25 protein-coding genes and 1 pseudogene are annotated in these 26,223 nt (G+C 73.0%); 4 read left to right on the top strand and 22 right to left on the bottom strand.

Annotated elements, in window-relative coordinates:
• Positions 1–199 precede the first annotated feature (199 nt).
• From ABZV00_RS14575 to pyrR, 14 genes are all read right to left on the bottom strand, one after another.
• On the bottom strand, positions 200–2,353 hold the full coding sequence (locus ABZV00_RS14575; protein ID WP_355605829.1) for a primosome assembly protein PriA: 2,154 nt from the start codon (positions 2,351–2,353) through the stop codon (positions 200–202).
• 59 nt (positions 2,354–2,412) lie between these two features.
• The gene (gene metK / locus ABZV00_RS14570; protein WP_355605826.1) at positions 2,413–3,606 is read right to left on the bottom strand and encodes a methionine adenosyltransferase; all 1,194 of its coding nucleotides are present in this window, start codon (positions 3,604–3,606) and stop codon (positions 2,413–2,415) included.
• Between the two features lie 87 nt (positions 3,607–3,693).
• On the bottom strand, positions 3,694–4,902 hold the full coding sequence (gene coaBC, locus ABZV00_RS14565) for a bifunctional phosphopantothenoylcysteine decarboxylase/phosphopantothenate--cysteine ligase CoaBC (protein WP_355605824.1): 1,209 nt from the start codon (positions 4,900–4,902) through the stop codon (positions 3,694–3,696).
• A gap of 14 nt (positions 4,903–4,916) precedes the next feature.
• Positions 4,917–5,180, bottom strand: coding sequence for a DNA-directed RNA polymerase subunit omega (rpoZ, locus tag ABZV00_RS14560; protein WP_074318577.1), 264 nt, complete (start codon positions 5,178–5,180; stop codon positions 4,917–4,919).
• Positions 5,181–5,244: 64 nt separating this feature from the next.
• Positions 5,245–5,778 (bottom strand): guanylate kinase, encoded by a 534-nt coding sequence (locus ABZV00_RS14555; RefSeq protein ID WP_355605821.1) that lies wholly within the window; start codon positions 5,776–5,778, stop codon positions 5,245–5,247.
• 25 nt (positions 5,779–5,803) lie between these two features.
• Entirely contained in the window at positions 5,804–6,121 is a 318-nt protein-coding gene (mihF, locus tag ABZV00_RS14550; RefSeq protein ID WP_053655462.1) for an integration host factor, actinobacterial type, read from the bottom strand.
• Positions 6,122–6,295: 174 nt separating this feature from the next.
• Positions 6,296–7,135 carry an orotidine-5'-phosphate decarboxylase gene (gene pyrF, locus ABZV00_RS14545; RefSeq protein WP_355605818.1) on the bottom strand — a complete coding sequence of 280 codons (840 nt, stop codon included), beginning with the start codon at positions 7,133–7,135 and terminating at the stop codon, positions 6,296–6,298.
• A gap of 72 nt (positions 7,136–7,207) precedes the next feature.
• Positions 7,208–8,482, bottom strand: a complete 1,275-nt coding sequence (locus ABZV00_RS14540) for an adenosylmethionine--8-amino-7-oxononanoate transaminase (protein WP_355605815.1) — start codon at positions 8,480–8,482, stop codon at positions 7,208–7,210.
• Between the two features lie 58 nt (positions 8,483–8,540).
• On the bottom strand, positions 8,541–9,587 hold the full coding sequence (locus ABZV00_RS14535) for a quinone-dependent dihydroorotate dehydrogenase (protein ID WP_355605812.1): 1,047 nt from the start codon (positions 9,585–9,587) through the stop codon (positions 8,541–8,543).
• Positions 9,584–12,931: a carbamoyl-phosphate synthase large subunit gene (carB, locus tag ABZV00_RS14530; RefSeq protein WP_355605809.1), complete on the bottom strand. Its 3,348-nt coding sequence runs from the start codon at positions 12,929–12,931 to the stop codon at positions 9,584–9,586. Before carB ends, ABZV00_RS14535 begins: the two co-directional genes overlap by 4 nt.
• Entirely contained in the window at positions 12,924–14,099 is a 1,176-nt protein-coding gene (carA, locus tag ABZV00_RS14525; RefSeq protein WP_355605807.1) for a glutamine-hydrolyzing carbamoyl-phosphate synthase small subunit, read from the bottom strand. Before carA ends, carB begins: the two co-directional genes overlap by 8 nt.
• Entirely contained in the window at positions 14,096–15,373 is a 1,278-nt protein-coding gene (locus ABZV00_RS14520; protein ID WP_355605804.1) for a dihydroorotase, read from the bottom strand. Before ABZV00_RS14520 ends, carA begins: the two co-directional genes overlap by 4 nt.
• The gene (locus ABZV00_RS14515) at positions 15,370–16,296 is read right to left on the bottom strand and encodes an aspartate carbamoyltransferase catalytic subunit (protein WP_328414086.1); all 927 of its coding nucleotides are present in this window, start codon (positions 16,294–16,296) and stop codon (positions 15,370–15,372) included. The genes ABZV00_RS14520 and ABZV00_RS14515 overlap by 4 nt, the downstream gene beginning before the upstream one ends.
• Complete coding sequence (gene pyrR / locus ABZV00_RS14510; RefSeq protein ID WP_328414084.1) at positions 16,293–16,877, bottom strand: bifunctional pyr operon transcriptional regulator/uracil phosphoribosyltransferase PyrR; 585 nt, start codon at positions 16,875–16,877, stop codon at positions 16,293–16,295. The genes ABZV00_RS14515 and pyrR overlap by 4 nt, the downstream gene beginning before the upstream one ends.
• A 288-nt stretch (positions 16,878–17,165) precedes the next feature.
• Between pyrR and ABZV00_RS14505 the strand changes: the two genes are divergently transcribed.
• Positions 17,166–17,654, top strand: a complete 489-nt coding sequence (locus tag ABZV00_RS14505; RefSeq protein WP_007458348.1) for a transcriptional regulator — start codon at positions 17,166–17,168, stop codon at positions 17,652–17,654.
• Positions 17,655–17,729: 75 nt separating this feature from the next.
• On the opposite strand, the gene nusB is transcribed toward ABZV00_RS14505, so the two are convergent.
• The 5 genes from nusB to ABZV00_RS14480 all read right to left on the bottom strand — a co-directional run bounded on the left by nusB (position 17,730) and on the right by ABZV00_RS14480 (position 21,380).
• Positions 17,730–18,140: a transcription antitermination factor NusB gene (nusB, locus tag ABZV00_RS14500; protein ID WP_328426460.1), complete on the bottom strand. Its 411-nt coding sequence runs from the start codon at positions 18,138–18,140 to the stop codon at positions 17,730–17,732.
• 23 nt (positions 18,141–18,163) lie between these two features.
• Positions 18,164–18,721, bottom strand: a complete 558-nt coding sequence (gene efp / locus ABZV00_RS14495) for an elongation factor P (protein ID WP_210917934.1) — start codon at positions 18,719–18,721, stop codon at positions 18,164–18,166.
• Between the two features lie 86 nt (positions 18,722–18,807).
• Positions 18,808–19,233, bottom strand: coding sequence for a type II 3-dehydroquinate dehydratase (gene aroQ, locus ABZV00_RS14490; RefSeq protein ID WP_355605800.1), 426 nt, complete (start codon positions 19,231–19,233; stop codon positions 18,808–18,810).
• Between the two features lie 58 nt (positions 19,234–19,291).
• Positions 19,292–20,371: a 3-dehydroquinate synthase gene (gene aroB, locus ABZV00_RS14485; RefSeq protein WP_355605797.1), complete on the bottom strand. Its 1,080-nt coding sequence runs from the start codon at positions 20,369–20,371 to the stop codon at positions 19,292–19,294.
• Between the two features lie 10 nt (positions 20,372–20,381).
• The gene (locus ABZV00_RS14480; RefSeq protein WP_328414076.1) at positions 20,382–21,380 is read right to left on the bottom strand and encodes a YafY family protein; all 999 of its coding nucleotides are present in this window, start codon (positions 21,378–21,380) and stop codon (positions 20,382–20,384) included.
• Between the two features lie 80 nt (positions 21,381–21,460).
• Here ABZV00_RS14480 and ABZV00_RS14475 point away from each other — a divergent pair, with 80 nt between their 5' ends.
• Positions 21,461–22,189: an alpha/beta hydrolase gene (locus tag ABZV00_RS14475; protein ID WP_355605794.1), complete on the top strand. Its 729-nt coding sequence runs from the start codon at positions 21,461–21,463 to the stop codon at positions 22,187–22,189.
• 167 nt (positions 22,190–22,356) lie between these two features.
• On the top strand, positions 22,357–23,004 hold the full coding sequence (locus ABZV00_RS14470; protein ID WP_355605791.1) for a hypothetical protein: 648 nt from the start codon (positions 22,357–22,359) through the stop codon (positions 23,002–23,004).
• 5 nt (positions 23,005–23,009) lie between these two features.
• Here ABZV00_RS14470 and ABZV00_RS14465 read toward each other — a convergent pair whose 3' ends face one another.
• Together ABZV00_RS14465 and aroC are read right to left on the bottom strand one after the other, a co-directional pair.
• Positions 23,010–23,513, bottom strand: coding sequence for a shikimate kinase (locus tag ABZV00_RS14465; RefSeq protein WP_355605789.1), 504 nt, complete (start codon positions 23,511–23,513; stop codon positions 23,010–23,012).
• Positions 23,513–24,691, bottom strand: coding sequence for a chorismate synthase (gene aroC, locus ABZV00_RS14460; RefSeq protein ID WP_355605786.1), 1,179 nt, complete (start codon positions 24,689–24,691; stop codon positions 23,513–23,515). Before aroC ends, ABZV00_RS14465 begins: the two co-directional genes overlap by 1 nt.
• 126 nt (positions 24,692–24,817) lie before the next feature.
• Between aroC and ABZV00_RS14455 the strand changes: the two are divergent.
• Positions 24,818–25,299 (top strand): annotated as a pseudogene (locus ABZV00_RS14455) (cation:proton antiporter); the annotation flags it as partial.
• A gap of 49 nt (positions 25,300–25,348) precedes the next feature.
• Here ABZV00_RS14455 and ABZV00_RS14450 read toward each other — a convergent pair.
• Positions 25,349–26,161: a shikimate dehydrogenase gene (locus tag ABZV00_RS14450; RefSeq protein WP_355605968.1), complete on the bottom strand. Its 813-nt coding sequence runs from the start codon at positions 26,159–26,161 to the stop codon at positions 25,349–25,351.
• Between the last annotated feature and the right edge of the window lie 62 nt (positions 26,162–26,223).

The raw sequence follows: 26,223 nt of genomic DNA, 5'->3' as shown, positions 1-26,223 counted from the left end.
GCGCCCGACCGACGCGTTCCCGCCATCCTGCGAGGGCCCCAGCTCGGCGCGTCTGACGCCCCGTCGCGACCTGGAGCCGTCGTACGCCTTGGCATGACGGGCGATGCTACCACTCCGGCGCCACCGCTTTGCCGGACGCGGTGTGCGAGGACCATCGTCCCGGACCAGGTCCGGCGGCCTTCGACGCCGGCCGACACGGTCAGAACATGCTCAACGGATCGACCTGAAGGCGGACCGGATCGGCGGCCTTCCGGGCGGCGCGCACCCCGGCGGCCGAGTGCAGCGCCTCGGCCAGCGCGGCAGCCCGGGCCCGGGGTACCCGCACCAGCATCCGCTCCCGGCCCTCCTCGGCCGGCACCGGCCCGAGCACCTCGGCGTCGTCGGGCAGCCGGGCCGCGGCGAGCAGGTCGGCCACGGCCTCGGCCGGGCCGGTGACGCTGGCCATCCGCACCGCCGGCGGAAAGCCCAGCTCACGGCGCTCGGCCAGCTCACGGCCAGCGAACCAGCCGGCGTCCCAGCGCAGCAGCGCCTGCACCGGGGCGAGCGCGCCGTCGGCGACCACCACCACCCGGCCGGCCGGTGCCGGGCGGGCCAGTGCCGCGGCGGCCAGCCAGCGGCGCAGCGCCTCCTCCCCGGCACGCAGGTCGGCCCGGGTCAGCAGGGCCCACGAGTCGAGCAGCAGCACCGCGCCGTAGCCGCCCTCGGCGACCGGCTCGGCGCCCGGGGTGGCGACCACCAGGGCCGCCCCGCCGGGCACGTCGGTCAGCACCTCCTCCCGTCCCGAGGTGCGCACCGGCACACCGGGAAACGCCCGGCCCAGCTCCTCGGCGGTACGCCGGGCGCCGGTCACCGCGGCCCGCAGGCGCCGTCCGCCGCACTGCGGGCAGGCGTACGCGGCGGCCACCCGGGCGCACCAGCGGCAGGCCGGGGTGCCGCCGGCCGAGGGCAGCGCGAGCGGTCCGGCGCAGTGCGCGCAGCGGGCCGGGGTGCGACAGTCCGCGCAGGAGATCGAGGGCAGGTAGCCGCGCCGGGGCACCTGCACCAGCACCGGCAGGTCCGCCCGGACGGCGTCGCGGGCGGCCGTCCAGGCCAGGCTGGGCAGCCGGGCGGTGGCCGCCCCGGGATCGCGGGCCAGCTGCGGGTCGTCGCCGGTCGGCGCGATGGCCGGGATACGGGCCCGCACGGTCGCCCGGTCAGCGACCACCTCCCGGGCCCAACCGGTCTCCAGCAGCAGCTGCGCCTCGGCGGTACGGGCGTACCCGCCGACCAGCGCGCCGGCCTCGGCGAGCTGGGCGCGGGTGAGCAGCACGTCGCGGGCGTGCGGATAGGGCGCCCGGGGCTCGGAGAGCAGATCGTCCCCGTCGTCCCAGACGGCGACCAGACCGAGCCGGTCCACCGGGGCGAACATCGCCGCCCGGGTACCGATCACCACCGGCACCTCCCCGCGCCGGGCGGCGAGGAACGCCCGGTAGCGCCGGGCCGGACCGAGCGCGGCGGAGAGGCTGACGTGCCGACCCGGGCCGAGCACAGCGGTGAGCGCGGCGTCCAGCCGATCGAGGTCGCGGGCGTCAGCCACCACGACCACCGCGCCGCGTCCCCCGGCGACGGTCGCGGCGACCGCGTCGGCGTAGCGGGCGGCCCAGTCCTCGCCGGGCAGCGCCGACCAGACCGCGCGAGGTGCCCGGCCGTCGGTGAGCGCGCGCAGCAGGGCCGGCCCGGTCGGGTAGTCCCGCCACCCGCGCGGGTCGACCGCTCCCCCGACCCCGGCGGGCTCGACGGTCGCCGGGTCGACGGTCCCGGGCCGCACGGTCGCGGGCCGCACGGTCGCGGGCCGCACGGTCGCGGGCTCGACGGCCGCCGGGTCGATGGTCCCGGGCTGCACGGTCGCGGGGTCAGCGGTCGCCGGGTCGACGGTCCCGGGCTGCACGGTCGCGGGGTCAGCGGTCGCGGGCTGCACGTCCGCGGGGTCGGCGGGCGCGGCGGCGGCCCGGTCGGGGGCGGCTTCTGGCGGGGTGGACGCGCCGCCGCCACGGGGCTCCTTCTCGACCCGGGCGTGCCGGGGTGGCACGGCCAGCCGGAGCACGTCGGCGAGGCTGCCCGCGTACCGGTCGGCGACCGCCCGGGCCAGCCGGGCGATCTCGGGCGCCAGCACCGGCTCCGGCGAGACCACCTTCTCCAGGTAGGCGAGCCGACCGGTGTGCCCGGAGTCGTCGGCGCGGGCCAGCAGCCAGCCGTCGACGAGTTGCCCGGCGAAGCGCACCTTCACCCGGGTGCCGGGCACCGCCACGTCGTCCAGCTCGGCGGGCACCAGGTAGTCGAACGGCCGGTCCAGGTGCGCCAGCGGAACATCCACGCAGACGCGAGCGACCGGCGACCCATCCGCGGGTCGCCGGTCGCTGCGCCTGGTGGCGGTCAGGCTCCCGCGGCCGACTTGAGGTCGGCGGCCCGGTCGGTGCTCTCCCAGGTCAGGTCCGGCAGCTCCCGGCCGAAGTGGCCGTACGCGGCGGTCTGCTGGTAGATCGGGCGGAGCAGGTTGAGGTCCCGGATGATCGCGGCCGGGCGCAGGTCGAACACCTCGTTGACGGCCTTCTCGATCGAGGCGACCGGCACGGTCTCGGTGCCGAACGTCTCGATGAACAGGCTCACCGGGTGGGCCTTGCCGATGGCGTACGCGACCTGGGCCTCGCACCGCTCGGCCAGGCCGGCGGCGACCACGTTCTTGGCCACCCAGCGCATCGCGTACGCGGCCGACCGGTCCACCTTGGACGGGTCCTTGCCGGAGAACGCGCCGCCACCGTGCCGGGCGTACCCGCCGTAGGTGTCGACGATGATCTTGCGGCCGGTCAGGCCGGCGTCACCCATCGGCCCGCCGATCTCGAACCGGCCGGTCGGGTTGACCAGCAGCCGGTAGCCGTCGGTGTCCAGACCGAGGCTCTCCAGCTCCGGGGCGATGACGTGGTCGCGCACGTCCGGGGTGAGCAGCGACTCCAACGAGATGTCCGCGGCGTGCTGGCTGGACACGACCACGGTGTTCAGCCGGACCGGGCGCAGCCCCTCGTACTCGATGGTCACCTGGGTCTTGCCGTCGGGCCGCAGGTACGGGATGGTCCCGTCCTTGCGCACCGCGGCCAGTCGGCGGGCCAGCCGGTGCGCCAGCGCGATCGGCAGCGGCATCAGCTCGGGCGTCTCGGAGCAGGCGAAGCCGAACATCATGCCCTGGTCCCCGGCGCCCTGCGCGTCCAGCGCGCTCTCCGACGCCCCGGTACGCAGCTCGAAGGCGTTGTCCACGCCCTGCGCGATGTCCTCGGACTGCGCGCCGATGGAGACGCTGACCCCGCAGGACGCGCCGTCGAACCCCTTCTTCGAGGAGTCGTAGCCGATGTCGAGGATGGTCCGGCGCACGATGGTGGGGATGTCGGCGTAGGCCTTGGTGGTCACCTCACCGGCGATGTGGACCTGGCCGGTGGTGATCATGGTCTCGACCGCCACCCGGCTGTGCGGGTCTTCGGTGAGTAGCGCGTCGAGGATGCCATCGCTGATCTGGTCGGCGATCTTGTCCGGGTGGCCTTCCGTGACCGATTCGGACGTAAAGAGGCGGCGTGTCACGGCACTCCTAAGCGTGTGAAGTCATTCCGCGGCAGTGTAGTCACCACTGCGGCGGGTGTCGGGGTCGGTCGCGCCTTGTTCCACCCGTCAGGAGCGGCCGGGCAGCCGCGCCACGACGAGATCCCATACGATGTCGGCCACGTCCTCCTTGGCCTGCTCGGGCAGTCGGCTGACCGAGCCGTCCGCGCCGATCACCGTCACCGTGTTGGTGTCGGCGCCGAAGACCTTGTCCGGCCCTACCTCGTTGACCACGATCAGGTCGGCCCGCTTCCGGGCGAGTTTCGCCCGTCCGTTGGCCTCGGCCTCGCCGGTCTCGGCGGCGAACACCACCAGCAGCTGCTCCGGTCGTTTGCGCTGGCCGAGCTCCGCCGCGATGTCCGGGTTCGTGACGAGCTCGATGGTGGGTGCGACGCCATCGTCCGACTTCTTGATTTTGCCAGCCGCGTACGTCGCCGGCCGGAAATCGGCCGGAGCCGCCGCCATCACCACCGCGTCGGCCTCGACGGCGGCCTTCAGCGTGGCCTCCCGCAACTCGGCGGTGGTGCCCACCCGGACCAGGTCGACCCCGGCGGGGTCGGTGAGGGAGACGTTCGCCGCGATCAGAGTGACCCGGGCGCCCCGGGCGACCGCCGCCCGGGCGAAGGCGTAGCCCTGCTTGCCGGAGGAGCGGTTGCCCAGGAAGCGGACCGGGTCCAGCGGCTCGCGGGTGCCCCCCGCGGTGACCACCACCCGGCGGCCGACCAGGTCAGCGGGGGCGTGCCCGCCCCGGGCGAGGACCCGACGGGCGACCGCGAAGATCTCCGCCGGGTCGGGCAGGCGGCCCTTGCCGGTGTCGACGCCGGTGAGTCGGCCGACGGCCGGCTCGATGACCCGGACACCCCGGGCGCGCAGGGTGGCGACGTTGGCCACGGTGGCCGGGTGCTCCCACATCTCGGTGTGCATGGCCGGGGCCAGCACCACCGGGCAGCGCGCGGTCAGCAGCGTGTTGGTCAGCAGGTCGTCGGCGAGCCCGTGGGCGGCCTTGGCGAGCAGGTCGGCGGTGGTCGGCGCGACCACCACCAGGTCGGCCTGCTGGCCGAGCCGGACGTGCGGCACCTCGTGCACGTCGGACCAGACGTCGTCGGCGACCGGTTGGCCGGAGAGCGCCGCCCAGGTCGGCGCTCCGACGAACCGGAGCGCCGACGCGGTCGGCACGACACGAACCCGGTGGCCCGATTCGGTGAAGAGCCGCAGCAGCTCACAGGCCTTGTAGGCGGCGATGCCGCCGCCGACCCCGAGGACGATCCCGGCGGACATCGACGTGTGCGGGCTTACGGCTGGTCGGTCGGCTCGGCGGTGAGCAGGCCCCCGTTGATCTCGCGCATGGCGATGGAGAGGGGCTTCTCCTGCGGGGTGGTCTCGACGAGCGGGCCGACGTACTCCAGGAGGCCCTCACCGAGCTGGCTGTAGTAGGCGTTCACCTGGCGCGCGCGCTTGGCGGCGAAGATGACCAGCGCGTACTTCGACGTCGTCTTCTCGAGGAGCTCGTCGATCGGCGGGTTGGTGATGCCTTCGGGGTTGGCGATGGATCCCACGAATTAACCTCTGCGTCTTTCGAGCCGCGCGGACGCGGTGCTGAGTCTCAACGGCGGTCGGCCGTCAGCCACGCACGCGTGACCAGGCCGGATCCGGATAAGAAGAACCGAGTAAGCCTACCAGCTCGTCGACCGCCCGATCGGTGCGGTCGTGGGCCACGGTGTGGTCGAAGGCCGCCGCCACAGCGGGGTCGGGGCGGTGCCCGGGCGGGCTCAGCAGCACCAGCCGGGCGTTGGGTAGCCGCGCCCGGACCAACTGGGCGCCCGCCAGGTCCAGCGGGAGCAACACCGGCTGCCCGGCGTCGAGCCGGGCGCGCAGCGGCAGGTACGGGGTGCCGCGGCGGTGCGGGCCCATCCGGGACCACTCCAGCAGCTCGCCGACGGCCACCCGGCGGTCGAACTCGGCGGGGGCGAGGAAGACCCGGTCGACCCCGTCCACCTCCGTCTCCCGGCGCGGCCGGGTGGTGGCCGGCACCGGGATCCACACGGACGGAGAACGCGCCCGGACAAGCTCGACGACACTCTCCGTGCCCGAACCCGAAGGTCCAGACAGGACAGTGAGCCGAGCCGCCGGGCGCGCCTCGTCATCCGTGCTCACTGCTTGTTTCTACACGCTGCCAGGTTCAGTTGGCGGCGAACTCTCCAAGCAGTGCCTTGCGCTGCTGCTCGCCGAGGCCGCGCAGGCGACGGCTGTCGGCGATCTTGAGCTTCTCCATGATCTGGGTCGCCCGGATCTTGCCGATGCCCGGCATTGCCTGCAGGACGGCCGAAACCTTGAGCTTGCCCACGACGTCGTCGCCTTCGGCGCGCTCGAGGACGGCACCGAGGGTGGTCTTGCCCTGCTTGAGCTGCTCCTTCAGCTCGGCACGGGCCTTGCGGATCTCCGCGGCCTTCTCGAGCGCGGCAGCGCGCTGTTCGGGGGTCAGTGACGGGAGCGGCACCAGTTCTCCTCAGGTCCCTATCGCGGCGGGCGGGGCGCACCGCCGCATCTGTGAAACGTGGTGTCGCTGTGAACCAAGGGGTCCGTGGTTCCCAGCGCGGGGAAAACTAGCGGTCAACGGAGCTTTCGGCAACGTGGACGCGCAGTGATCATCGCAGAGTGACCGAGCCGTCAGTCAGTCACGGGCAGCCAGAACGGCCCGGCACTCGGCCAGCACCCGGTCCGCGGCGGCCCGCAGGGCGACGGCGTCGGGGCCCGCCGAGAGCACCTCACGGGAGTACGAGGGCAGCACGTTTGCCAGGCTCGGACCGAAGACGGTGCGCAGATCCGCCGCGCCGGCACCCTGCGCGCCGAGCCCCGGGGCGAGCAGCGGACCCCCCACGCCGGAAAGGTCGTGACCGGTGTCTCCGATGGTCGCGCCGACCACCAGACCGAAGCTGCCGAGTGGGGTCGCACCCCTGTTGAGCTGGGAAATCTCGTCGATCACGGTCTGCGCGACGGTGCGTCCGTCGGCCGTGCGGGCCTGCTGCACGGCGGCGCCCTCGGGGTTGGAGGTGAGGGCCAGCACGAAGACCCCGCCGCCGTGCTCGGCGGCCAGCTCGAACATCGGCGCCAGCGAACCCACCCCCAGGTAGGGGCTCGCGGTGACCGCGTCGACATACAGCGGGCTGGATGGATCGAGGTACGCGGCGGCGTACGCGCTGACCGTCGAGCCGATGTCGCCGCGCTTGACGTCCAGCAGAACGAGCGAGCCGGCATCCCGTAACTGTCGGATAGTTGACTCAAGAATCGCCACTCCGCGGGATCCGAATCGCTCGAAAAAGGCCGACTGAGGCTTGACCACCGCAACCCGGTCACCGAGCGCGTCCGCGACGGTCCGGGCGAACCGGTCAAGCCCTTGAAGGTCGTCGGCGAGCCCCCAGCGGGCCAGCAGACCGGGATGCGGGTCGATGCCGACACACAGCGGCCCCCGCTCGGTGACGGCACGGTGCAACCGGGTGCCGAAGCTCTCCATCCGGTACTTCCCCTCTCCTCGTCCGGACGGCTGCCCCGCCCGGCGTACCCCTGAGCCGTTGGTCAGGGTGGCTCAGCCGGCCGCCACGGCCGCCGCCACCCCGGCTGCGATCCGGGCCAGGTCGGCGTCGTCGGTGACGTACGGCGGCATCGTGTAGATCAGGTCGCGGAACGGCCGCAGCCAGACCCCCTGGTCGGCCGCCGCCACGGTGGCCGCGCCGAGGTCGACCTCGTGGTCGAGCTGGACCACCCCGATCGCGCCGAGCACCCGCACGTCGGTCACGCCCGGCGCGCCGCGCAGCGGCTCCAGCCCGGCGCGGAGGCCGCCGCCGACCCTTTCCACCTGCGCCGCCCAGTCCCCGGCCCGCAGCAGCCCGATGGAGGCGTTGGCGGCCGCGCAGGCCAACGGGTTGCCCATGAAGGTGGGTCCGTGCGCCAGCACGCCCGCGGCGGAGATGGCCCGGGCGACCCGCGGGGTGCAGAGCGTCGCCGCCAGGGTCAGGTAGCCGCCGGTGAGCGCCTTGCCCACGCACATCACGTCCGGGGTCACCCCGGCGTGCTCGGCGGCGAACATCGTCCCGGTACGGCCGAAGCCGGTGGCGATCTCGTCGAAGATCAGCAGCACTCCGTGCGCGCGGGTCACCTCGCGCAGCACGCGCAGGTACCCCGGATGGTGGAAGCGCATCCCGCCGGCACCCTGCACCACTGGCTCGACGATCACCGCGGCCAGTTCGTCGGCGTGCCGCTCGACCGCGTCCACCAGCTCCGCCACGTACGCCTCGTCGGGCGGGTCGCCGAAGCCGCCCGGCGGGACCGGGGCGAAGACCTGCCGGGGCAGTACGTCGCCCCAGAGGTGGTGCATCCCGCCCTCCGGGTCGCAGACGCTCATGGGGTGGAACGTGTCGCCGTGGTAGCCGCCCCGCCAGGTGGCCAGCCGGCGCCGCTGCGGTTGGCCGACGGCCCGCTGGTACTGCAGGCACATCTTCACCGCCACCTCGACGCTGACCGAGCCGGAGTCGGCCAGGAACACGTGCTCCAGGCCGTCCGGGCTCAGCTCGACCAGGGTCCGGGCGAGCTGGACCGCGGGTTCGTGGGTGAGCCCGCCGAACATCACGTGGCTCATCCGGCCGAGCTGGTCGGTCACCGCCGCGTCCAACGCCGGGTGCCGGTAGCCGTGGATCGCCGCCCACCAGGACGACATCCCGTCCACCAGCTCCCGCCCGTCGGCCAGCCGCAGCCGTACCCCCTCGGCGCTCTGCACCACGTACGGCGGGTTCGCCGACGGCAGCGCGGTGTACGGATGCCAGACGTGCGCCCGGTCGGCGGTCAGGATCTCCTCGGGCGTCACGCGCGTTCCTTCCAGTCCTGGGCGGGCAGGGCAGCCGTACGCCCCACGCCGGGTCCGGTCACCGCCCGGCGACCGCGTCCGGCGCCGGGGACGCGGCCGTCGCGCGGGCGACGGCACGGACCAGGGCGGGGCCCCGGTAGATGAAGCCGGTGTAGAGCTGCACCAGGGCGGCGCCGGCGTCGAACATCCGCGCCGCGTCGTCCGGGTCCAGCACTCCGCCGACCCCGATGATCGGCAGCCGGCCACCGGTCTCCCGGTGCACGAAGGAGACCACCTCCCGGGCCCGGCCGGTGAGCGGCCGGCCGGACAGGCCGCCGGCCTGCGCGCCACGCTCGGCGTCCACCGGGGCGAGCCCGTCCCGGGCCAGGGTGGTGTTGGTGGCGATCACCCCGGCCGCGCCCCGGGCCAGGCAGACCTCCAACAGCTCGGCGATCGCCGCCTCGGTCAGATCAGGGGCGATCTTGACCAACACCGGCTTCTCCCCGACCAGCGCGACGAGCAGCGCGTCCAGGTGTGCCCGATCCTGCAACGAGCGCAGCCCGGGGGTGTTCGGTGAGGAGACGTTCACCGCGAAGTAGTCGCCGTGCCCGCGCAGCGCCCGGTACGAGGCGAGGTAGTCCTCGACCGCCTCGTCCAGCGGGGTCACCTTGGACTTGCCCAACGAGATGCCCAGCGGCACGCCGATCGGCCGCGGCAGCGCGGTCAGCCGGGCGGCCAGTGCGGCGGCGCCGGCGTTGTTGAAGCCCATCCGGTTGACCACGGCCTCGCTGGCCGGCAGCCGGAACAGCCGCGGCCGGGGGTTGCCCGGCTGTGCCCGCGCGGTGACCGTGCCGACCTCGACGAAGCCGAAGCCGAGCGCCGGCCAGGCCGGCAGCGCGGCCCCGTCCTTGTCCATCCCAGCGGCCAGCCCGACCGGGTTGGGGAACCGCACGCCGAACACCGTGCGCGGTGCCTGGACCGCGTACCGTGCCCGCAGCGCCGCCAACGCCATCGGCCGCCGGGACAGCACGGCCAGCCGCCGCAACGTCCACTCGTGCGCCGCCTCCGCGTCCCCACCGCCAACCCGGAACAACTGCGGCCGCACCACCCGCTCGAACACGGTCACTGGGCGGCTCGAAGGGTGGCGTGCAGGTCCTGCAGGGGGCGGACCTGCATGTCGCCGCGGATCCGCGCCTCGATGCCCATCACGGCCGCGGCGGCGCCGGGGACCGTGGTGATGCAGGGGATGTCCGCGGTGACCGCGGCACTGCGGATCTCGTACCCGTCCGAGCGGGCGCTGGCGCCCGAGCCCTGGGGCGTGTTGATCACCAGCGCCACGTGGCCGCCGAGGATCAGCGACACCGCGTCGTCGCCCTCGCCGGCCTGGTAGTGCTTGCGGATCTGCTCGCAGGCGATGCCGTGCCGACGCAGCACCTCGGCGGTGCCGGTGGTCGCCACGATCTCGAAGCCCAGATCGGCCAGGCGCTTGATCGGGAAGATCATGCCACGCTTGTCCCGGTTGGCCACCGAGACGAAGATCTTCCCGGCGGTCGGCAGCGAGCCGTACGCGGCCGACTGGCTCTTGGCGAAGGCGTGCCCGAAGTTGGTGTCGATCCCCATCACCTCGCCGGTCGACTTCATCTCCGGCCCGAGCAGCGAGTCGATCCCCTTGCCGGAACGGGTACGGAAGCGCTTGAACGGCAGCACCGCCTCCTTGACCGCGATCGGCGCGTCGGCGGGCATCGTGCCGCCGTCCCCGGTCGCCGGGAGCAGACCCTCGGCGCGCAACTCGGCGATGCTGGCGCCGAGCGCGATCCGGGCCGCCGCCTTGGCCAGTGGCACCGCGGTCGCCTTGGAGACGAACGGAACGGTCCGCGACGCGCGCGGGTTGGCCTCCAGCACGTAGAGCACGTCGTCCTTGAGCGCGTACTGCACGTTGAGCAGGCCGCGGACGCCGACGCCACGGGCGATCGCCTCGGTGTAGCGGCGAACCTCGGCCAGGTGCGAGCCCGCGAGGGTGATCGGCGGCAGCGCGCAGGACGAGTCGCCGGAGTGGATGCCGGCCTCCTCGATGTGCTCCATCACCCCGCCGATGTAGACCTCGCCGTCGGCGTCGCAGAGCGCGTCCACGTCGATCTCGATGGCGTCGTCCAGGAACCGGTCCACCAGCACGGGGTGGTCCGGGGAGATGTCGGTGGCCCGGCCGATGTAGTCGCGCAGCGTCGGGTCGTCGTAGACGATCTCCATCCCCCGCCCGCCCAGCACGTAGGACGGCCGGACCAGCACCGGGTAGCCGATCTCGTCGGCGATCGCCTTGGCCTCGTCGTAGGAGGTGGCCATGCCGTGCGCCGGTGCGCGCAGCCCGGCCCGGGCGAGCACCGCGCCGAACGCGCCGCGCTCCTCGGCGAGGTGGATCGACTCCGGGGAGGTGCCGACCACCGGTACTCCGGCGTTCTTGAGCCGCTGCGCCAGCCCCAGCGGCGTCTGCCCGCCCAGCTGCACGACCACCCCGACCACGCCCGGCCCGCCGGCCGCCCGGCCGGAGGACTCCTCGGCGTGCCAGACCTCCAGCACGTCCTCGAAGGTCAGCGGCTCGAAGTAGAGCCGGTCGGCGGTGTCGTAGTCGGTGGAGACGGTCTCCGGGTTGCAGTTGACCATGACGGTCTCGAAGCCGGCCGCCCGCAGCGCCTGCACCGCGTGCACGCACGAGTAGTCGAACTCGATGCCCTGCCCGATCCGGTTCGGGCCGGACCCCAGGATCAGCACCTTCGGCCGGTCCGACGGCACGACCTCGGTCTCCGAGTCGTAGCTGGAGTAGTGGTACGGCGTGGTCGCCTCGAACTCGGCGGCGCAGGTGTCCACGGTCTTGTAGACCGGGCGCACGTCGAGGCGGTGCCGCAGGGTCCGTACGCCGTCCTCGGCGGCCAGCTCCGGCCGCAGCGCGGCGAGCTGCCGGTCGGACAGGCCGGCCCGCTTGGCCCGGCGCAGCAGCTCGGCGTCGAGCACCGGCGCGTCCACGATCTCGGCGCGCAGCTCGACCAACGCGGCGACCTGGTCCAGGAACCACGGGTCGATCCCGCCGGAGGCGGCGGTGACCTCGGCGATCGACGCGCCCAGGCGCAGCGCCCGCTCGACGGTGTACAGCCGGCCGTCGTGCGGGATCCGCAGCGCGGCGAGGGTGTTCTCCGTCGTCGCGTCGGCCGGGTCCGGCACCGTCCAGAAGCCCGCTTCCTTCGTCTCCATCGAGCGCATCGCCTTGTTCAGCGCCTCGGTGAAGTTGCGCCCGAGGCTCATGGCCTCGCCCACCGACTTCATCGTGGTGGTCAGCTCCGGGTCGGCGCCGGGGAACTTCTCGAACGCGAACCGCGGGATCTTCACCACCACGTAGTCCAGGGTCGGCTCGAAGGCCGCCGGGGTCTTCAACGTGATGTCGTTGGGGATCTCGTCGAGGGTGTAGCCGATGGCCAGCTTGGCGGCGATCTTGGCGATCGGGAAGCCGGTCGCCTTGGAGGCCAGCGCCGAGGAGCGGGACACCCGAGGGTTCATCTCGATCACGACGATCCGGCCGTCGGCCGGGTTGACCGCGAACTGGATGTTGCAGCCGCCGGTGTCCACACCGACCTCGCGCAGCACCGCGATACCCAGGTCACGCAGGTGCTGGTACTCCCGGTCGGTGAGCGTCATGGCCGGGGCCACGGTGACGCTGTCGCCGGTGTGCACGCCCATCGGGTCGACGTTCTCGATCGAGCAGACCACCACCACGTTGTCGTGCCGGTCGCGCATCAGCTCCAGCTCGTACTCCTTCCAGCCGAGCACGCTCTCCTCGATGAGCACCTCGTGCACCGGGCTGGCGGAGAGACCGTCGCCGGCGATGCGGGCCAGGTCCTCCGGGGTGTGCGCCATGCCGGAGCCCAGGCCACCCATGGTGAACGACGGCCGGATCACCACCGGCAGGCCCAACTCGGCGACGGTCGCCTCGACCTCGTCCATCGAGTGGCAGACCCGCGAGCGGGGCACCAGCGCGGCCGGGTCCTCGATGCCGAGACGGACCCCGGCCTTGGCCACGATCTCCTTGAACAGCTGGCGGTCCTCGCCCCGGTTGATCGCGTCGATGTTCGCGCCGATCAGCTCCACGCCGTACTTCTCCAGCACGCCGGCCTCGTGCAGGGCGACCGCGGTGTTCAGCGCGGTCTGCCCGCCGAGGGTGGCCAGGATCGCGTCCGGCCGCTCCTTGGCGATGACCAGCTCCACGAACTCCGGGGTGATCGGCTCGACGTAGGTCGCGTCGGCGAACTCCGGGTCGGTCATGATCGTCGCCGGGTTGGAGTTGACCAGGCTGACCCGGATCCCCTCGCTGCGCAGCACCCGGCAGGCCTGGGTGCCGGAGTAGTCGAACTCGCAGGCCTGCCCGATCACGATCGGCCCGGAGCCGATCACCAGGATGTGCTTGAGATCGGTCCGCTTAGGCATTGCTGCGCCCCTCACTGTGCTGCGAGTCGAGGCCGCGGCCTTCGATCAGCTCGGCGAAACGGTCGAAGAGGTAGTCCGCGTCGTGCGGGCCGGCCGCCGCCTCCGGGTGGTACTGAACGGTGAAGGCGGGCACGTCCACGGCTCGCAGCCCCTCGACCACGTTGTCATTGAGGCAGACGTGGCTGACCCGAACTCCGCCGAAATCGGTGTCGATCACCTGGTCGGGGACCACCGCGCCCTGCCCCGCGCCAGGCACCTGGACGGCGAAGCCGTGGTTGTGGCTGGTCACCTCCACCTTGCCGGTGGCCCGGTCGAGCACCGGCTGGTTGATCCCCCGGTGGCCGTAGCCCAGCTTGTAGGTGCCGAAGCCGAGCGCCCGGCCGAGGATCTGGCTGCCGAAGCAGATGCCGAACAGCGGCACCCGCCGGACGAGCGCCTCCCGGGCCAGCGCCACCGGGCCGTCGGCGGTGGCCGGGTCGCCGGGGCCGGGCGACAGGAAGATCGCGTCGGCGCCGGTGGCGAGCAGCTCCTCGATGCTCGACCCGGCCGGCAACACGTGGGTGGTCACCCCACGCGCGGCGAGCCGGCGCGGCACGTTGCGCTTGATGCCCAGGTCCAGCGCCGCCACGGTGAACCGGTGCTCCCCGACCGCCTCGACGACGTACGGCTCGGCGGTGGTCACCTCGGCGGAGAGGTTCGCGCCGACCATCTGCGGCGACTGGCGAACCCGGGCCAGCAGGCCGCGCGGGTCGTCGTCGACGCTGGAGATGCCCACCCGCATGGCGCCCCGCTCCCGCAGGTGCCGGGTCAGCGCCCGGGTGTCCACTCCGCTGATGCCCACCACACCCTCGGTGGCGAGCCGGTCCTCAAGACTGCCGGTGGCCCGCCAGTTCGAACCGATCCGGGCCGGGTCGCGCACCACGTACCCAGCCACCCAGATCCGGCTGGACTCGTCGTCCTCACCGTTGACCCCGGTGTTGCCGATGTGCGGGGCGGTCTGCACCACCACCTGCCGGTGGTAGGACGGGTCGGTGAGGGTCTCCTGGTAGCCGGTCATGCCGGTGTTGAAGACCGCCTCGCCGAAGGTCTCCCCGACACTGCCGTACGCCTCGCCGTGGAACGTACGCCCGTCCTCGAGTACGAGGATCGCGGAACGTCTGCGGGTCACTTGATTGCCTTTCCGTCCAGGACCGTCGGCTCGCCACGCAGGAAGGTCGCCACGATGCGACCCGGCAGCGTCATGCGGGCGTACGGGGTGTTGCGACTGCGACTGGCCAGCTCCGCCGGGTCGATGGTGCGGCGGGCGGCCGGGTCGACCAGGGTCAGGTTGGCCGGCACACCGGGTGCCGGGTCGACACCGTGGCCGGCCAGCCCGGCGATCCGGGCCGGGGTCCGCGACATCCGCTCGGCGATCAGGTCCCACTCGGGGCCGAGCACGTCCAGCGCGATGGAGAGGGCCGTCTCCAGGCCGAGCATCCCCGGCCGGGCGTACGCCCACTCGCACTCCTTGTCCTCCACGGCGTGCGGGGCGTGGTCGGTGGCGATCACGTCGAGCACCCCGTCGGCGAGCGCGGCGCGCAGCGCGGCGATGTCCGCGGCGGTGCGCAGCGGCGGGTTGACCTTGAAGACCGGGTCGTAGCTCTCCGCCCGCTCGTCGGTGAGCAGCAGGTGGTGCGGGGTGACCTCGGCGGTGACCCGTACGCCGCGCGCCTTGGCCTGGCGCAGCACCTCGACGCTGCCGGCGGTGGAGACGTGGCAGACGTGCAGCCGGCTGCCCACGTGCTCGGCGAGCAGCACGTCCCGGGCGATGATCGCCTCCTCGGCGACCGCCGGCCAGCCGATCAGCCCGAGTCGGGTGGAGACCTCACCCTCGTGCATCTGGGCGCCCTCGGTGAGCCGGGGCTCCTCGGCGTGCTGGGCGATGATCCCGTCGAACGCCTTGACGTACTCCAGGGCCCGGCGCATCAGCTTCGGGTCGGCGACGCAGTGCCCGTCGTCGGAGAAGATCCGCACCCGGGCCGCGGAGTCTGCCATCGCGCCCAGCTCGGCCAGGCGCTCGCCGGCCAGCCCGACGGTGACCGCGCCGATCGGCTGCACGTCGACCAGCCCGGCCTCCCGGCCGAGCCGCCAGACCTGCTCGACCACGCCGGCAGTGTCCGCGACCGGGGAGGTGTTGGCCATCGCGCAGACCGCGGTGTAGCCGCCCAGCGCGGCCGCGCGGGAGCCGGACTCGACGGTCTCGGCGTCCTCCCGACCGGGCTCGCGCAGGTGGGTGTGCAGGTCGACCAGGCCGGGCAGGGCGACCAGGCCGGTGCCGTCGAGCACCGTGGCGTCCGGTGCGGACAGCCCCGGGCCGACCTCGGCGACCACGCCGTCGCGGATCAGCAGGTCGGTCGGTGCGGAGCCGACGACACTCACGCTGGTGATCAGGTACGCGGTCACCGGTTGTTCCCTCCGAGCAGCAGGTACAGGACGGCCATCCGCACGGAGACCCCGTTGGTGACCTGTTCGACGATGGTGGAGCGGGGAGAGTCGGCCACCTCGGGAGTGATCTCCATCCCCCGGTTCATCGGGCCGGGGTGCATGACGATCGCGTGCTCGGGCAGCCGGCGCATCCGCGGCCCGTCCAGGCCGTAGCGGCGGGCGTACTCGCGGGCGGAGGGGAAGTAGGAGTCGTTCATCCGCTCCCGCTGCACCCGCAGCATCATCACCACGTCGACGTTGGGCAGCACGGAGTCGAGGTCGTAGGAGACGTCGGTGCCGGGGGCGAGCGCCGCGGAGATGTCCACCGGGATGAGGGTGGGCGGGCCGACCAGGGTGACCTTGGCGCCGAGGGTGGAGAGCAGCAGCACGTTCGAGCGGGCCACCCGGGAGTGCAGCACGTCCCCGACGACCGCGACCGACAGACCGGCCAGCCGGCCCAGCCGGGCCCGCATGGTGTACGCGTCCAGCAGCGCCTGGGTGGGGTGCTCGTGGGTGCCGTCGCCGGCGTTGACCACCGACCCGTCCACCCAGTTGGCCAGCCGGTGCGGCGCACCGGAGGCAGGGTGCCGGACGACCACCGCGTCGGCGCCCATGGCCTGCAGAGTCAGCGCGGTGTCCTTCAGGCTCTCGCCCTTGGTGACGCTGGACCCCTTCGCGGAAAAGTTGATCACGTCAGCGCTGAGCCGCTTCGCCGCCGCCTCGAAGGAGATCCGGGTGCGGGTGGAGTCCTCGTAGAAGAGGTTCACCACGGTCCGGCCGCGCAGCGCGGGCAGCTTCTTGATCTCCCGGCCGGCGACCGTGGCCATCTCGGCGGCGGTGTCCAGGATCTCGGTGGCGGTGTCGGCGTCCAGGTCCGCACCGGAGAGCAGGTGCCTGATCATGACGTGGTCCCCCCGTACAGCTTGACCTCGTCGGCTCCGTCGGTCTCGGCGAGCGTGACCCTGACGCTCTCGACGAGCGAGGTCGGGATGTTCTTGCCGACGTAGTCGGCCCGGATCGGCAGCTCCCGGTGGCCGCGGTCGACCAGGACGGCGAGCTGCACGGACGCCGGGCGGCCCACGTCGTTGAGCGCGTCGAGCGCGGCCCGGACGGTGCGGCCGGAGAAGAGCACGTCGTCGACGAGGATGACCCGCTTGCCGTCGATGCCACCGGCCGGCAGCTCCGTCGGGCCGACCGCGCGGGTGGCGTGCCGGCGCAGGTCGTCGCGGTAGAGCGTGATGTCGAGCACACCGACCGGGACGGCGACGTCCTCGAAGGTGCTGATCCGGGCGGCGAGCCGCCGAGCGAGCGGGGCACCCCGGGTGGGAATCCCGAGCAGCACCGTGTCGGCGGCGCCCTGGGTCTTCTCCAGGATCTGGTGGGCGATGCGGTCGACCACGCGTTGCACGTCGGCGCTGGCGAGGATCACCTTCACCGAGGGTTGTCGCGGTGGTGACGAGCGGGCAGCCGGTGGGTATGCCACGGCGGACCTCCTTCCCCGCCTCACTGGACGGGTCGTTAAAGGATGTCGGGCACCTCCGGCCGGTCCGCGGACGGACCTGGGCCGGGGCTTCACGCCACGTTACCAGTGGTCACCGGGCCGATGGACGGCGGCCGCTGAGCATCGGATCAGGCCCGGCGAATGGGGATAACTCCCCCGGTGCTCCCCAACGGTAAGGTCACGACCACTTGACCAGGTGTCGCAATCCCCGTACCGTCACGCTCCGTAGCGATCGACGGGAGAACCCCGAGCAGCACTGGGAGTGTCCGAATGCCCTCTGAATACGCCAAGTCGCTGGGCGCCCGCCTGCGCTCCATCCGCCAGCAGCAGGGTCTCTCCCTGCAGGGCGTGGAAGAGAAGTCGAACGGGCGGTGGAAGGCCGTGGTGGTCGGCTCGTACGAGCGCGGCGACCGGGCCGTGACGGTGTCCCGCCTGGCCGAGCTGGCTGAGTTCTACCGCGTCCCCGTCTCGGAGCTGCTGCCCGACGGCAGTGGTGTCCGTCACGAGCCCACCAGCAAGATCGTCCTGGACCTGGAGCGGCTCTACGACGAGGCCTCCGAGGACCTGGCCTACGTCGCCCGCTACGCCCGCGCCATCCAGCAGCAGCGCGGCGACTACAACGGCCGGGTGCTCTCCATCCGCGCCGATGACCTGCGGGCGCTCGCGATCGTCTACGACGCCTCGCCGTCGGGTCTGATCGAGCGGCTCACCGAGCACGGTGTGCTGGTCGCCGACCCGCGGGCGTTCTTCGCGTCCTGAGCCGTCGATCCACAAGAAGGGCCCGTGCCATCCGGCACGGGCCCTTCTCGTGGTACGGGTGCTGAGCGGGTGCGCTCAGCGGGTGGCGTACTCGGCGATTCGGCCGAGGATGCCGTTGAGGAAGCGCGGCGAGTCGTCGGTGGACATCTGCCGGGCCAGCTCGACGGCCTCGCTGATCGCCACCGCGTCGTCGATCTCGTCGACGTAGAGCAGCTCGTAGACCGCGATCCGGGCGAGGTTGCGGTCGACCACCGGCATCCGCTCCAGCGTCCAACCCTCGGCGTAGCTGGCGATCAGCTCGTCGATCCGGTTCAGGTGCTCGGCGACCCCCTCGATCAGGCCCACCGCGTAGCCCAGGTGCTCCGGCCGGGGCTGCTCGATCCGCTGCAGGTAGCCGGCGAGCACCTCGACCGGGGGCCGGTCCCGAAGGTCAGCCTCGTAGAGGACGTCCAGCGCCCGCTTGCGCGCCTTGCGACGCGCGGGCATCTGCTGCTTGGGACCCTCAGCCATCAGGAGCGGCCGAGGTAACGGCCGTCGCGCGTGTCGACCTTGATCTTCTCGCCGGTGGTGATGAAGAGCGGCACCTGCACGGTCGCGCCGGTCTCGACGGTGGCCGGCTTGTTGCCGCCGGTCGACCGGTCACCCTGCAGACCCGGCTCGGTGTAGGTGACCTCCAGCACGACGCTGGTGGGCAGCTCGATGTAGAGCGGGACGCTCTCGTGCGTGGCGACGGTCGCCTCGGCCTCGGGGAGGAGGTAGTTGGCCGCCTCGCCGACGGTGCCCCCGGGAACGGTGATCTGGTCGAAGGTCTCCAGATCCATGAAGACGTAGTCCTCGCCGTCGGCGTACAGGTACTGCATCGTGCGCTTGTCCACGGTCGCGGTTTCGACCTTGGTGCCCGCGTTGAAGGTCTTGTCGACCACCTTCCCGGACAGCACGTTCTTCAGCGTGGTGCGCACGAACGCACCACCCTTACCGGGCTTGACGTGCTGGAACTCGACGACGGCCCAGAGCTCGCCGTCAAGGTTGAGTACCAGGCCGTTTTTGAGGTCGTTGGTGGAGGCCATTTCCTGCCTTGATCATCAATTGGCGGACAGACCCTACGAGTCTACTAGCTGCGTCGAATCGCCCGGCCCCCGCTCGGGACGGCCCCTCAGCGGGCGGCCAGATGGTGCAGGGCGAGGCGATAACCGTCAATGCCGAGCCCGCAGATCACCCCAGTGGCCACCGCGGACACCACCGAGTGCCGCCGGAAGTCCTCGCGGGCATGGATGTTGGAGATGTGCACCTCCACCAACGGCCCCCGCAGCATCGCGCAGGCGTCCCGCACCGCGTACGAGTAGTGCGACCAGGCGGCCGGGTTGAGCACCACCGCGGCGCCCTCGTCGGCGGCGGCGTGCAGCCAGCCGAGCAGCTCGTGCTCGGCGTCAGTCTGCCGGACCGTCACGTCGAGCCCCAACTCCTTGCCGGTGTGCTCGCAGAGCGCCACCAGGTCGGCGTAGCTGGCCGCGCCGTACACAGCAGGCTCGCGGGAGCCCAACCGGCGCAGGTTCGGCCCGTTGAGGACGTAGACCTTCACGCCGGGCCACCTTTCGTTCGCGACTGCGGGGCTCGCAAACCCGGCACACTCCTCGCGCTCACGCGACACCCACCTCCCGGTAGGCGGCCGCGAGCAACTCGTCGTCCGGACCCTCCAACATCGCCGGGCGGGCCAGCCCGTCCAGCACCACGAAGCGCAGCTGACTGCCCCGGGCCTTCTTGTCCACCCGCATCGCGGCCAGGAGCTGCGGCCAGGCGTCGGCCGGGTAGCTCACCGGCAGGCCGAGCGCGGCCAGGGCGCTCCGGTGCCGCTCGGCGGTCGGCGCGTCCAGCCGGCCGGCGAGCCGGGCCAGCGCGGCGGCGTACACCAGGCCGACGGCGACAGCGTGGCCGTGCCGCCAGCGGTAGCCCTCGACCCGCTCGATCGCGTGGGCCAGCGTGTGCCCGTAGTTGAGCACCTCCCGCAGGCCCGACTCACGCAGGTCGCCGGAGACCACGTCGGCCTTGACCCGGATCGCCCGCTCGATCAGCTCCCGGGCGACCGGCCCGCGCGGGTCGGTGGCCGCCGCCGGCTCACGCTCGACCAGGTCCAGAATCGCCGGGTCGGCGATGAAGCCGCACTTGACCACCTCGGCCAACCCGGCCGCCAGGTCGGTGGCGGGCAGGCTGTCCAGGGTGGCCAGGTCGGCCAGCACCCCGACGGGTGGGTGGAACGCGCCCACCAGGTTCTTGCCGGCGGCGGTGTTGATCCCGGTCTTGCCGCCCACCGCGGCGTCCACCATGCCCAGCAACGAGGTGGCCACCGGCACCCAACGCACGCCGCGCAGCCAGCAGGCCGCGACGAAGCCGGCCAGGTCGGTCACCGCGCCGCCGCCGACCCCGACCACCGCGTCGGTCCGGGTGAAACCGGCCGCACCGAGCCGGTCCCAGCACTCGGCGGCCACGTCGATCTGTTTGCCCGCCTCGGCGTCGGGCACCTCGATCGGCAGCGGCTCGACGCCGGCCGCGCGCAGCCGCTCGCCGATCGCGTCGGCCAGCGCCTTCAGCGGGGGCGCGTGCAGCACCGCCGCGCGGGTCGCGCCGGGCAGCAGCCCAGGCAGCGTGTCCAGCAGGTCTCGTCCGACCAGCACGTCGTACGGCCGCTCGCCGCCGACCGGGATCCGGGTCACCTCGTCCATCGCCGGCAGCCTAGTCCAGCGGAGGGCGCGGTGAGGGCAGCTGCCCACCTGCTGGCCGGGCGGCCCAGTCGGCCAGCAGGCGGGCATGCTCGGCCACCGCGGCGCGCAGCGCGTCCGGGTGCCGCACGGTGAACGGGCAGCCCAGCCCGGCGAGCAGCGCGGCCGCGCCGGGCAGGCTCTCCGCGCGGCCCCGCAGCAGCACCCCGTCGGTGGTGGCGGTCAGCTCGGCCACGCTGGGCGGGACGCGACGGCGGGCGGCGACCAGGTCGGTCTCCAGCAGCACCTCGATCTCGTGCGTGTACGGCACGCCGGCCAGCGACCGGGTCACCCGGGCCACCGGGTCGAAGCCGTCCGGCACGGTGAACGTCGCCGCGCCGGGCGTCACGGCGCCGATCCGGTCCAGCCGGAACGTGCGGATCTGCCCACGCCGGTGGTCGTGGCCGGTGACGTACCAGCGGCCGGCGTGGAAGACCAGCCCGTACGGGTCGAGCTCACGGTGCGACTGCTCGCCCCGCCAGGAGCGGTAGTCCAGCGCCACCCGCTGCCGGTGTCGGGCAGCCGCGGCCAGGGTGAGCAGGGTGCCCGACGTCGGCCCCCGCTGCGCCTCGGGGCGCCACAGGGTGAAGCCGAGGTGCTCCTGCACGGCGGCCAACCGGTCGGCGAGCGCCGCCGGCAGCACCCGCCGGATCTTCGCCAGCGCGGTGGCGGTGGCCGGCTGCTCGGTGCCCAGCCCGACCCGTTCGGCGACGACCAGGCCGAGCAGCACGGCCACCGCCTCGTCGTCGGTGAGCATCAGCGGCGGCAGCTTGAACCCGGGGTGCAGCCGGTAGCCGCCGTGGCGGCCCCGGTCGGCGGTGACCGGGATGCCCATCTCGACCAGGGTGGCCGCGTACCGGCGCACGGTGCGCTCGTCCACGCCGAGCCGGCCAGCCAGCTCGGCGGCGGTCGCCCGATGCCGCGTCTGCAGCAGTTCGAGCAGGGCCAGCACCCGAGCCGCAGGATGTGACACGGACCACTCCTCTAAACCGGGCGGATTCTGTCCGGTTGCAATCGTACGGTCGTGGCCACAACCGAGAGAAGGAGCGACAGATGGCGACGTTCGTGCTGGTACCGGGGTTCTGGTTGGGTGCCTGGGCATGGCGGGACGTGACCGGTGCGCTGCGCGCGCAGGGGCATGAGGTCTACCCGATGACGCTGACCGGGTTGGCCGAGCGGGCCCATCTCGCCGGGCCCGAGGTGAGCCTGGAGACGCACACCGTCGACATCGTCCGGTTGATCGAGGTCGAGGACCTGCGGGAGGTGCTGCTGGTCGGGCACTCCGGCGGTGGCATGCCGGTCGCTCAGGCGGCGGACCGCATCCCGGACCGGATCGCCCGGGTGGTCTACGTGGAGAGCGGGCCGCTGCCGGACGGCACGGCGCAGTTCGACACGGTGCCACCCGAGGAGCAGCAGGCGCTACGGGACGCCATCGGTGCTGGTCACCTGCTGCCGCCGCCGGCCTGGGATCCGGCGGCCGACCCGGCCAACCTGGCCGGGCTGGACGAGCCGACGCTGGCCCTGCTGCGCGCCCGGGCCACTGGGCAGCCGCTGCGGGCGGCGACCGACCCGGTGCGGCGCACCGGTGGTCGCCCGGTGCCGACCGCGCTGGTCGCCAGCACCTTCCCGCTGGCGGTGGTGGAGCAGATGATCGGACAGGGGCACCCGTTCTTCACCGGGCTGGCCGGTGGTCAGCTGTTCGAGCTGCCCACCGGGCACTGGCCGATGCTCAGCGAGCCCAAGGCCCTGGCCGACGTGCTCGACGCCATCGCCCGCAGCTGAGGCAGTGCCTGCCACCGGCCCGCCACACCCGACCATGAGGGGCGAAATGCGCCGGCCGGGGTGAAACGGCGGGCGGTGACAGGCCTGTGGGAGGGTGTGTCGGCGCGGTGATCGCGTCCATGGTGATGCCCGGCGGACAGTTGCGGGGCAGGGGTGAGGAGTTGGGCATGTCGACGGTGAAATGGGCTACCGGCGCGGCGATGTTGACGTGCGCCGGGGCGCTGGTGGCCTGCCAGGCCGAGCCGCCCGCAGACCCCGCCGCCTCCGCCGGGCCCTCCGCCTCGGCACCCGCGACGGCGACGGTGGCTGCACCGTCGCCGTCCACCCCGCCGCCGTCCACCTCGGCAGGTCCGACCGACGCCGTCCTGTCCGGTTCACGGGAGATCGCCATCGTCCGGGTGCAGTCATTCGAGTCCGGAGTGTCGCTCTACGGCCAGCTCGTCGAGGCCGACGACGACAGCGGCCGCCAACGGTTCGTCCCGACGCCGATCGGTGGCGACAGATACCTGATCAAGGCGTACGGCCAGCCCAACAGCCATCCCGCCAACGATGAGCCGTCCTGCTGGCAAGTGCGCAACCCTCGCACCACAGAGTCACTGACCGTCGAGGGGGCGGTCTGCGACACCGCCAACCCGGGTCAGCAGTTCACGATCACCGCCAGCGGCAAGGGTGCGTACGCGATCAGCAACGAGTCGGCGTACCTGCAGCACTCCGCCACCAGCGGCCTGATCCTCGAAGAGCTGGGCGACGCCCCGCTGCGGAGCACCTTCCGGTTCGTCGACAACGGCCCCGCCCGCCGTCCGGCCGGCGGCTGATCGGGTCAGCGGGGCAGCAGCGCGGCGATCTCGGCGACGATGTCCTCCGGGGCCCGACCGTCGGTGCGCACCGTCGCGGTGGCCACCTCGGTGTAGAGCGGCCGGCGCTGATCCATCAGATGCTTGAGGGTGGCCCGCGGGTTGATCGCCAGCAGCGGCCGACCGGCGCCGAGCCCGACCCGCTTGACCGCGTCGGGCAGCTCGACCGAGAGGTGCACCACCCGGTGCCCGACCAGGGCGGCGCGGTTCTCCTCGGCCAGCACCGCGCCCCCGCCGAGGGCGAGCACCCCGGTGCTGGCCGCCAGCGCCGCGGCCACCGCGGCCCGTTCGAGGGTACGGAAGTGCTCCTCGCCCTCGTCGATGAAGATCTCCGGGATGGGCTTGCCAGCCATCCGCTCGATGTCGGTGTCGGTGTCGCGGAACTCCACCCCGAGGGCCTCGGCGAGCACCCGCCCCACGGTGGTCTTGCCGCAGCCGGGCGCGCCGACCAGCACGATGACCGGCGCCATCAGCGGATGACCAGCGCGTCGAGGTAGCCGGTCAGGTTGCGGCGGATCTCGGCGACCGAGTCCCCGCCGAACTTCTCGGTGGCCGCCTCGGCCAGCACCAGCGCGACCATCGCCTCGGCGACCACCGCCGCGGCGGGCACCGCGCAGACGTCCGAGCGCTGGTTGATCGCGGTGGCCGGCTCGCCGGTGGTGACGTCCACGGTGGCCAGCGCCCGGTTCAGCGACGAGATCGGCTTCATCGCGGCACGGACCCGCAGCGGCTCGCCGGTGGTGATGCCGCCCTCGAGCCCGCCGGCCCGGTCGGTGACCCGGCGGACGCCGGTGGCCGACGGGATGATCTCGTCGTGCGCCTCCGAGCCGCGGGACCGAGCCTGTTGCCAGCCGTCGCCGATCTCCACGCCCTTGATCGCCTGGATCGACATCAACGCGGTGGCCAGCCGGGCGTCGAGCTTGCGGTCCCACTGCACGTGGCTGCCCAGCCCCGGCGGCACCCCGTACGCCAGCACCTCGACCACGCCGCCGAGGGTGTCGGCGTCCTTCTTCGCGGCGTCCACCTCGGCGACCATGAGGGCGCTGGCCTCCGGGTCGAGGCAGCGCAGCGGGTCGGCGTCGATCCGGGCGGCGTCCTCCGGGGTGGGGCGCAGCCCGGGCTTCGCGGCCACTGGACCCAGCTCGACGACGTGCGAGACGATCTCGATGCCGAGCGCCTGACGGATCAGTGCCTTGGCGACCGTGCCGACGGCGACCCGGGCCGCGGTCTCCCGGGCGCTGGCCCGCTCCAGGATCGGCCGGGCGTCGGTGTGGCCGTACTTCTGCATGCCGGCCAGGTCGGCGTGGCCGGGCCGGGGGCGGGTCAGCGGGGCGTTGCGCGCCTGCCGGGCGAGCTCGTCGGGGTCCACCGGATCGGCGGCCATCACCGTGCGCCACTTCGGCCACTCGGAGTTGCCCACCCGGATCGCCACCGGGCTGCCCAGGCTGACGCCGTGCCGCAGGCCGCCGAGCACCTCGACCTCGTCCCGCTCGAACGACATCCGGGCACCACGGCCATAGCCCAGCCGCCGGCGGGCCAGCTCGTCGGCGATCTCGGTGGAGGTCACCTCGATACCGGCCGGCACCCCCTCCAGCAGCGCGACGAGGGCGGGACCGTGCGATTCACCTGCAGTCAACCAGCGCAACACAGCGGTCAGTCTGTCACGACGGGCCACCGGCTCGGTGCGCTGCCCGCCGCGTCCCGCCCTGCGGACGCCTCCAGCTTGACGGGAAACCCTAAGATCAGGTCGGTGCGCCGGGAAGTCTGGTCGGCAGTGACTTCGTCGACCCCTGATTCAGGAGTTCCGGTGCTGCTCTTCGCGTTCGCCGCCGTCCTGCTGCTGGCTGTCCTGTTCTCCAGCCTGGCCCACCGGACCATCCAATCCACTGCGGTGCTCTTCCTGTTCGCCGGCTTCATGCTGGACCCGGAGACAACCGGGTTGCTGGAGGTCACCGCCCACACGCCGATCGTGTCGACCCCGGCCGAGCTGGCCCTGTTCACCGTGCTCTTCACCGCCGGCATGCGGGTCGGCTGGGCGGACCTGCGGTCGGCGGCCCCTGCCGACTGCCCGGCCCGGCGCTGGGTTGGTGCCTGCCGCTGACCCTGGTCATCACCGCGGTGCTGGCGTACTTCGTGGTGGGGTTGGACTGGCCGAAAGCGCTGCTGCTCGGGGCGATCCTCTCCCCCACAGACCCGGTCTTCGCCGCCGGCCTGGTCGGCAACGACCGGCTGCGCCACCTGCTCAACGTCGAGGCCACCAGGCCATGCCGTGGGAGGACAGTTTGCCGTAAGCGCGTCTTAACCGTCAGCTAAGGAAGTCGCTCCTGGTCGCGCTCCGCAGGGCGGCCCGCATCACCTCGACCGGGGCGACCACCCCGGTGAACTGCTCGAACTGGCCGACGGCCTGGGCCAGCAGCAGGTCCAACCCGGACACCACCCGCAGGCCGGCCGCGAGGGCGGAGGTGGCCAGTGGCGTCGGCCACGGGTCGTAGAGCGCGTCGAAGAACACGCCTCCCGGCCGCCAGGTCACCGCCTCGGCCAGCGAATCGGCGACGCCTTTCGGCACGGTGGAGACGACCACGTCGGCGACCAGGTGCCGGGGCGCGTCGGCCCAGCCCCCGGCGGTCATCGCGACGCCGAGCACGCCCGCCACCGTCCGCAGCTCGTCGACCGCCTCGGCCCGACGCGCCACCACCGTCACCGAGGAGCAGGCCAGCCGCGCGGCGGCGGCGAGCGCGGCGCGGGCCGTCCCCCCTGCGCCGAGGACCGTCATGGCGGCACCGGCGCCCACTCCGGCGTCGGTGAGCACCCGCACCATGCCGCCGACGTCGGTGTTGTCCGCGTACCAGGAGCCGTCCGGGCGGCGTACCAGCGTGTTGGCCGCGCCGACGGCGACGGCCACCGGCGAGGCATCCGCGGCCACCTCCAGCGCCGCCTCCTTGCCCGGCATGGTCACCGACAGCCCGGCCCACTCCGGTCCCAGGCCGGCGACCAGGGCCGGCAGCTCCGACGCCGCGCATTCGATCCGGGTGTACGACCATCCGGTCAGCCCGGCGGCGGCGTACCCGGCGGTGTGGATCACCGGGGAGAGGGAGTGCGCGATCGGCTTGCCCAGCACCGCGGCCCTACGGGAGGACACGACCACCGCCGGACACCTCACGAGCCCCTGTGTGGGTGCGC

This window comes from Micromonospora sp. NPDC005173 (assembly GCF_040608515.1).
Lineage (GTDB): Bacteria > Actinomycetota > Actinomycetes > Mycobacteriales > Micromonosporaceae > Micromonospora.
Note: the sequence above shows the minus strand (reverse complement) of the source record. Positions and strands in the feature narration are given on the sequence as shown.

What these genes read in the sequence shown, in the direction of transcription:
- efp (WP_210917934.1), bottom strand. Translation starts at nt 18,721, where the DNA reads ATGGCCTCCACCAACGACCTCAAAAACGGCCTGGTACTCAACCTTGAC.
- ABZV00_RS14465 (WP_355605789.1), bottom strand. Translation starts at nt 23,513, where the DNA reads ATGGCGCCGGTCATCGTGCTGGTCGGCGCGCCCGGCTGCGGCAAGACC.
- carB (WP_355605809.1), bottom strand. Translation starts at nt 12,931, where the DNA reads ATGCCTAAGCGGACCGATCTCAAGCACATCCTGGTGATCGGCTCCGGG.
- aroB (WP_355605797.1), bottom strand. Translation starts at nt 20,371, where the DNA reads ATGGACGAGGTGACCCGGATCCCGGTCGGCGGCGAGCGGCCGTACGAC.
- ABZV00_RS14515 (WP_328414086.1), bottom strand. Translation starts at nt 16,296, where the DNA reads ATGATCAGGCACCTGCTCTCCGGTGCGGACCTGGACGCCGACACCGCC.
- coaBC (WP_355605824.1), bottom strand. Translation starts at nt 4,902, where the DNA reads ATGTCCGCCGGGATCGTCCTCGGGGTCGGCGGCGGCATCGCCGCCTAC.
- ABZV00_RS14475 (WP_355605794.1), top strand. Translation starts at nt 21,461, where the DNA reads ATGGCGACGTTCGTGCTGGTACCGGGGTTCTGGTTGGGTGCCTGGGCA.
- ABZV00_RS14505 (WP_007458348.1), top strand. Translation starts at nt 17,166, where the DNA reads ATGCCCTCTGAATACGCCAAGTCGCTGGGCGCCCGCCTGCGCTCCATC.
- ABZV00_RS14470 (WP_355605791.1), top strand. Translation starts at nt 22,357, where the DNA reads ATGTCGACGGTGAAATGGGCTACCGGCGCGGCGATGTTGACGTGCGCC.
- pyrF (WP_355605818.1), bottom strand. Translation starts at nt 7,135, where the DNA reads ATGGAGAGCTTCGGCACCCGGTTGCACCGTGCCGTCACCGAGCGGGGG.
- nusB (WP_328426460.1), bottom strand. Translation starts at nt 18,140, where the DNA reads ATGCCCGCGCGTCGCAAGGCGCGCAAGCGGGCGCTGGACGTCCTCTAC.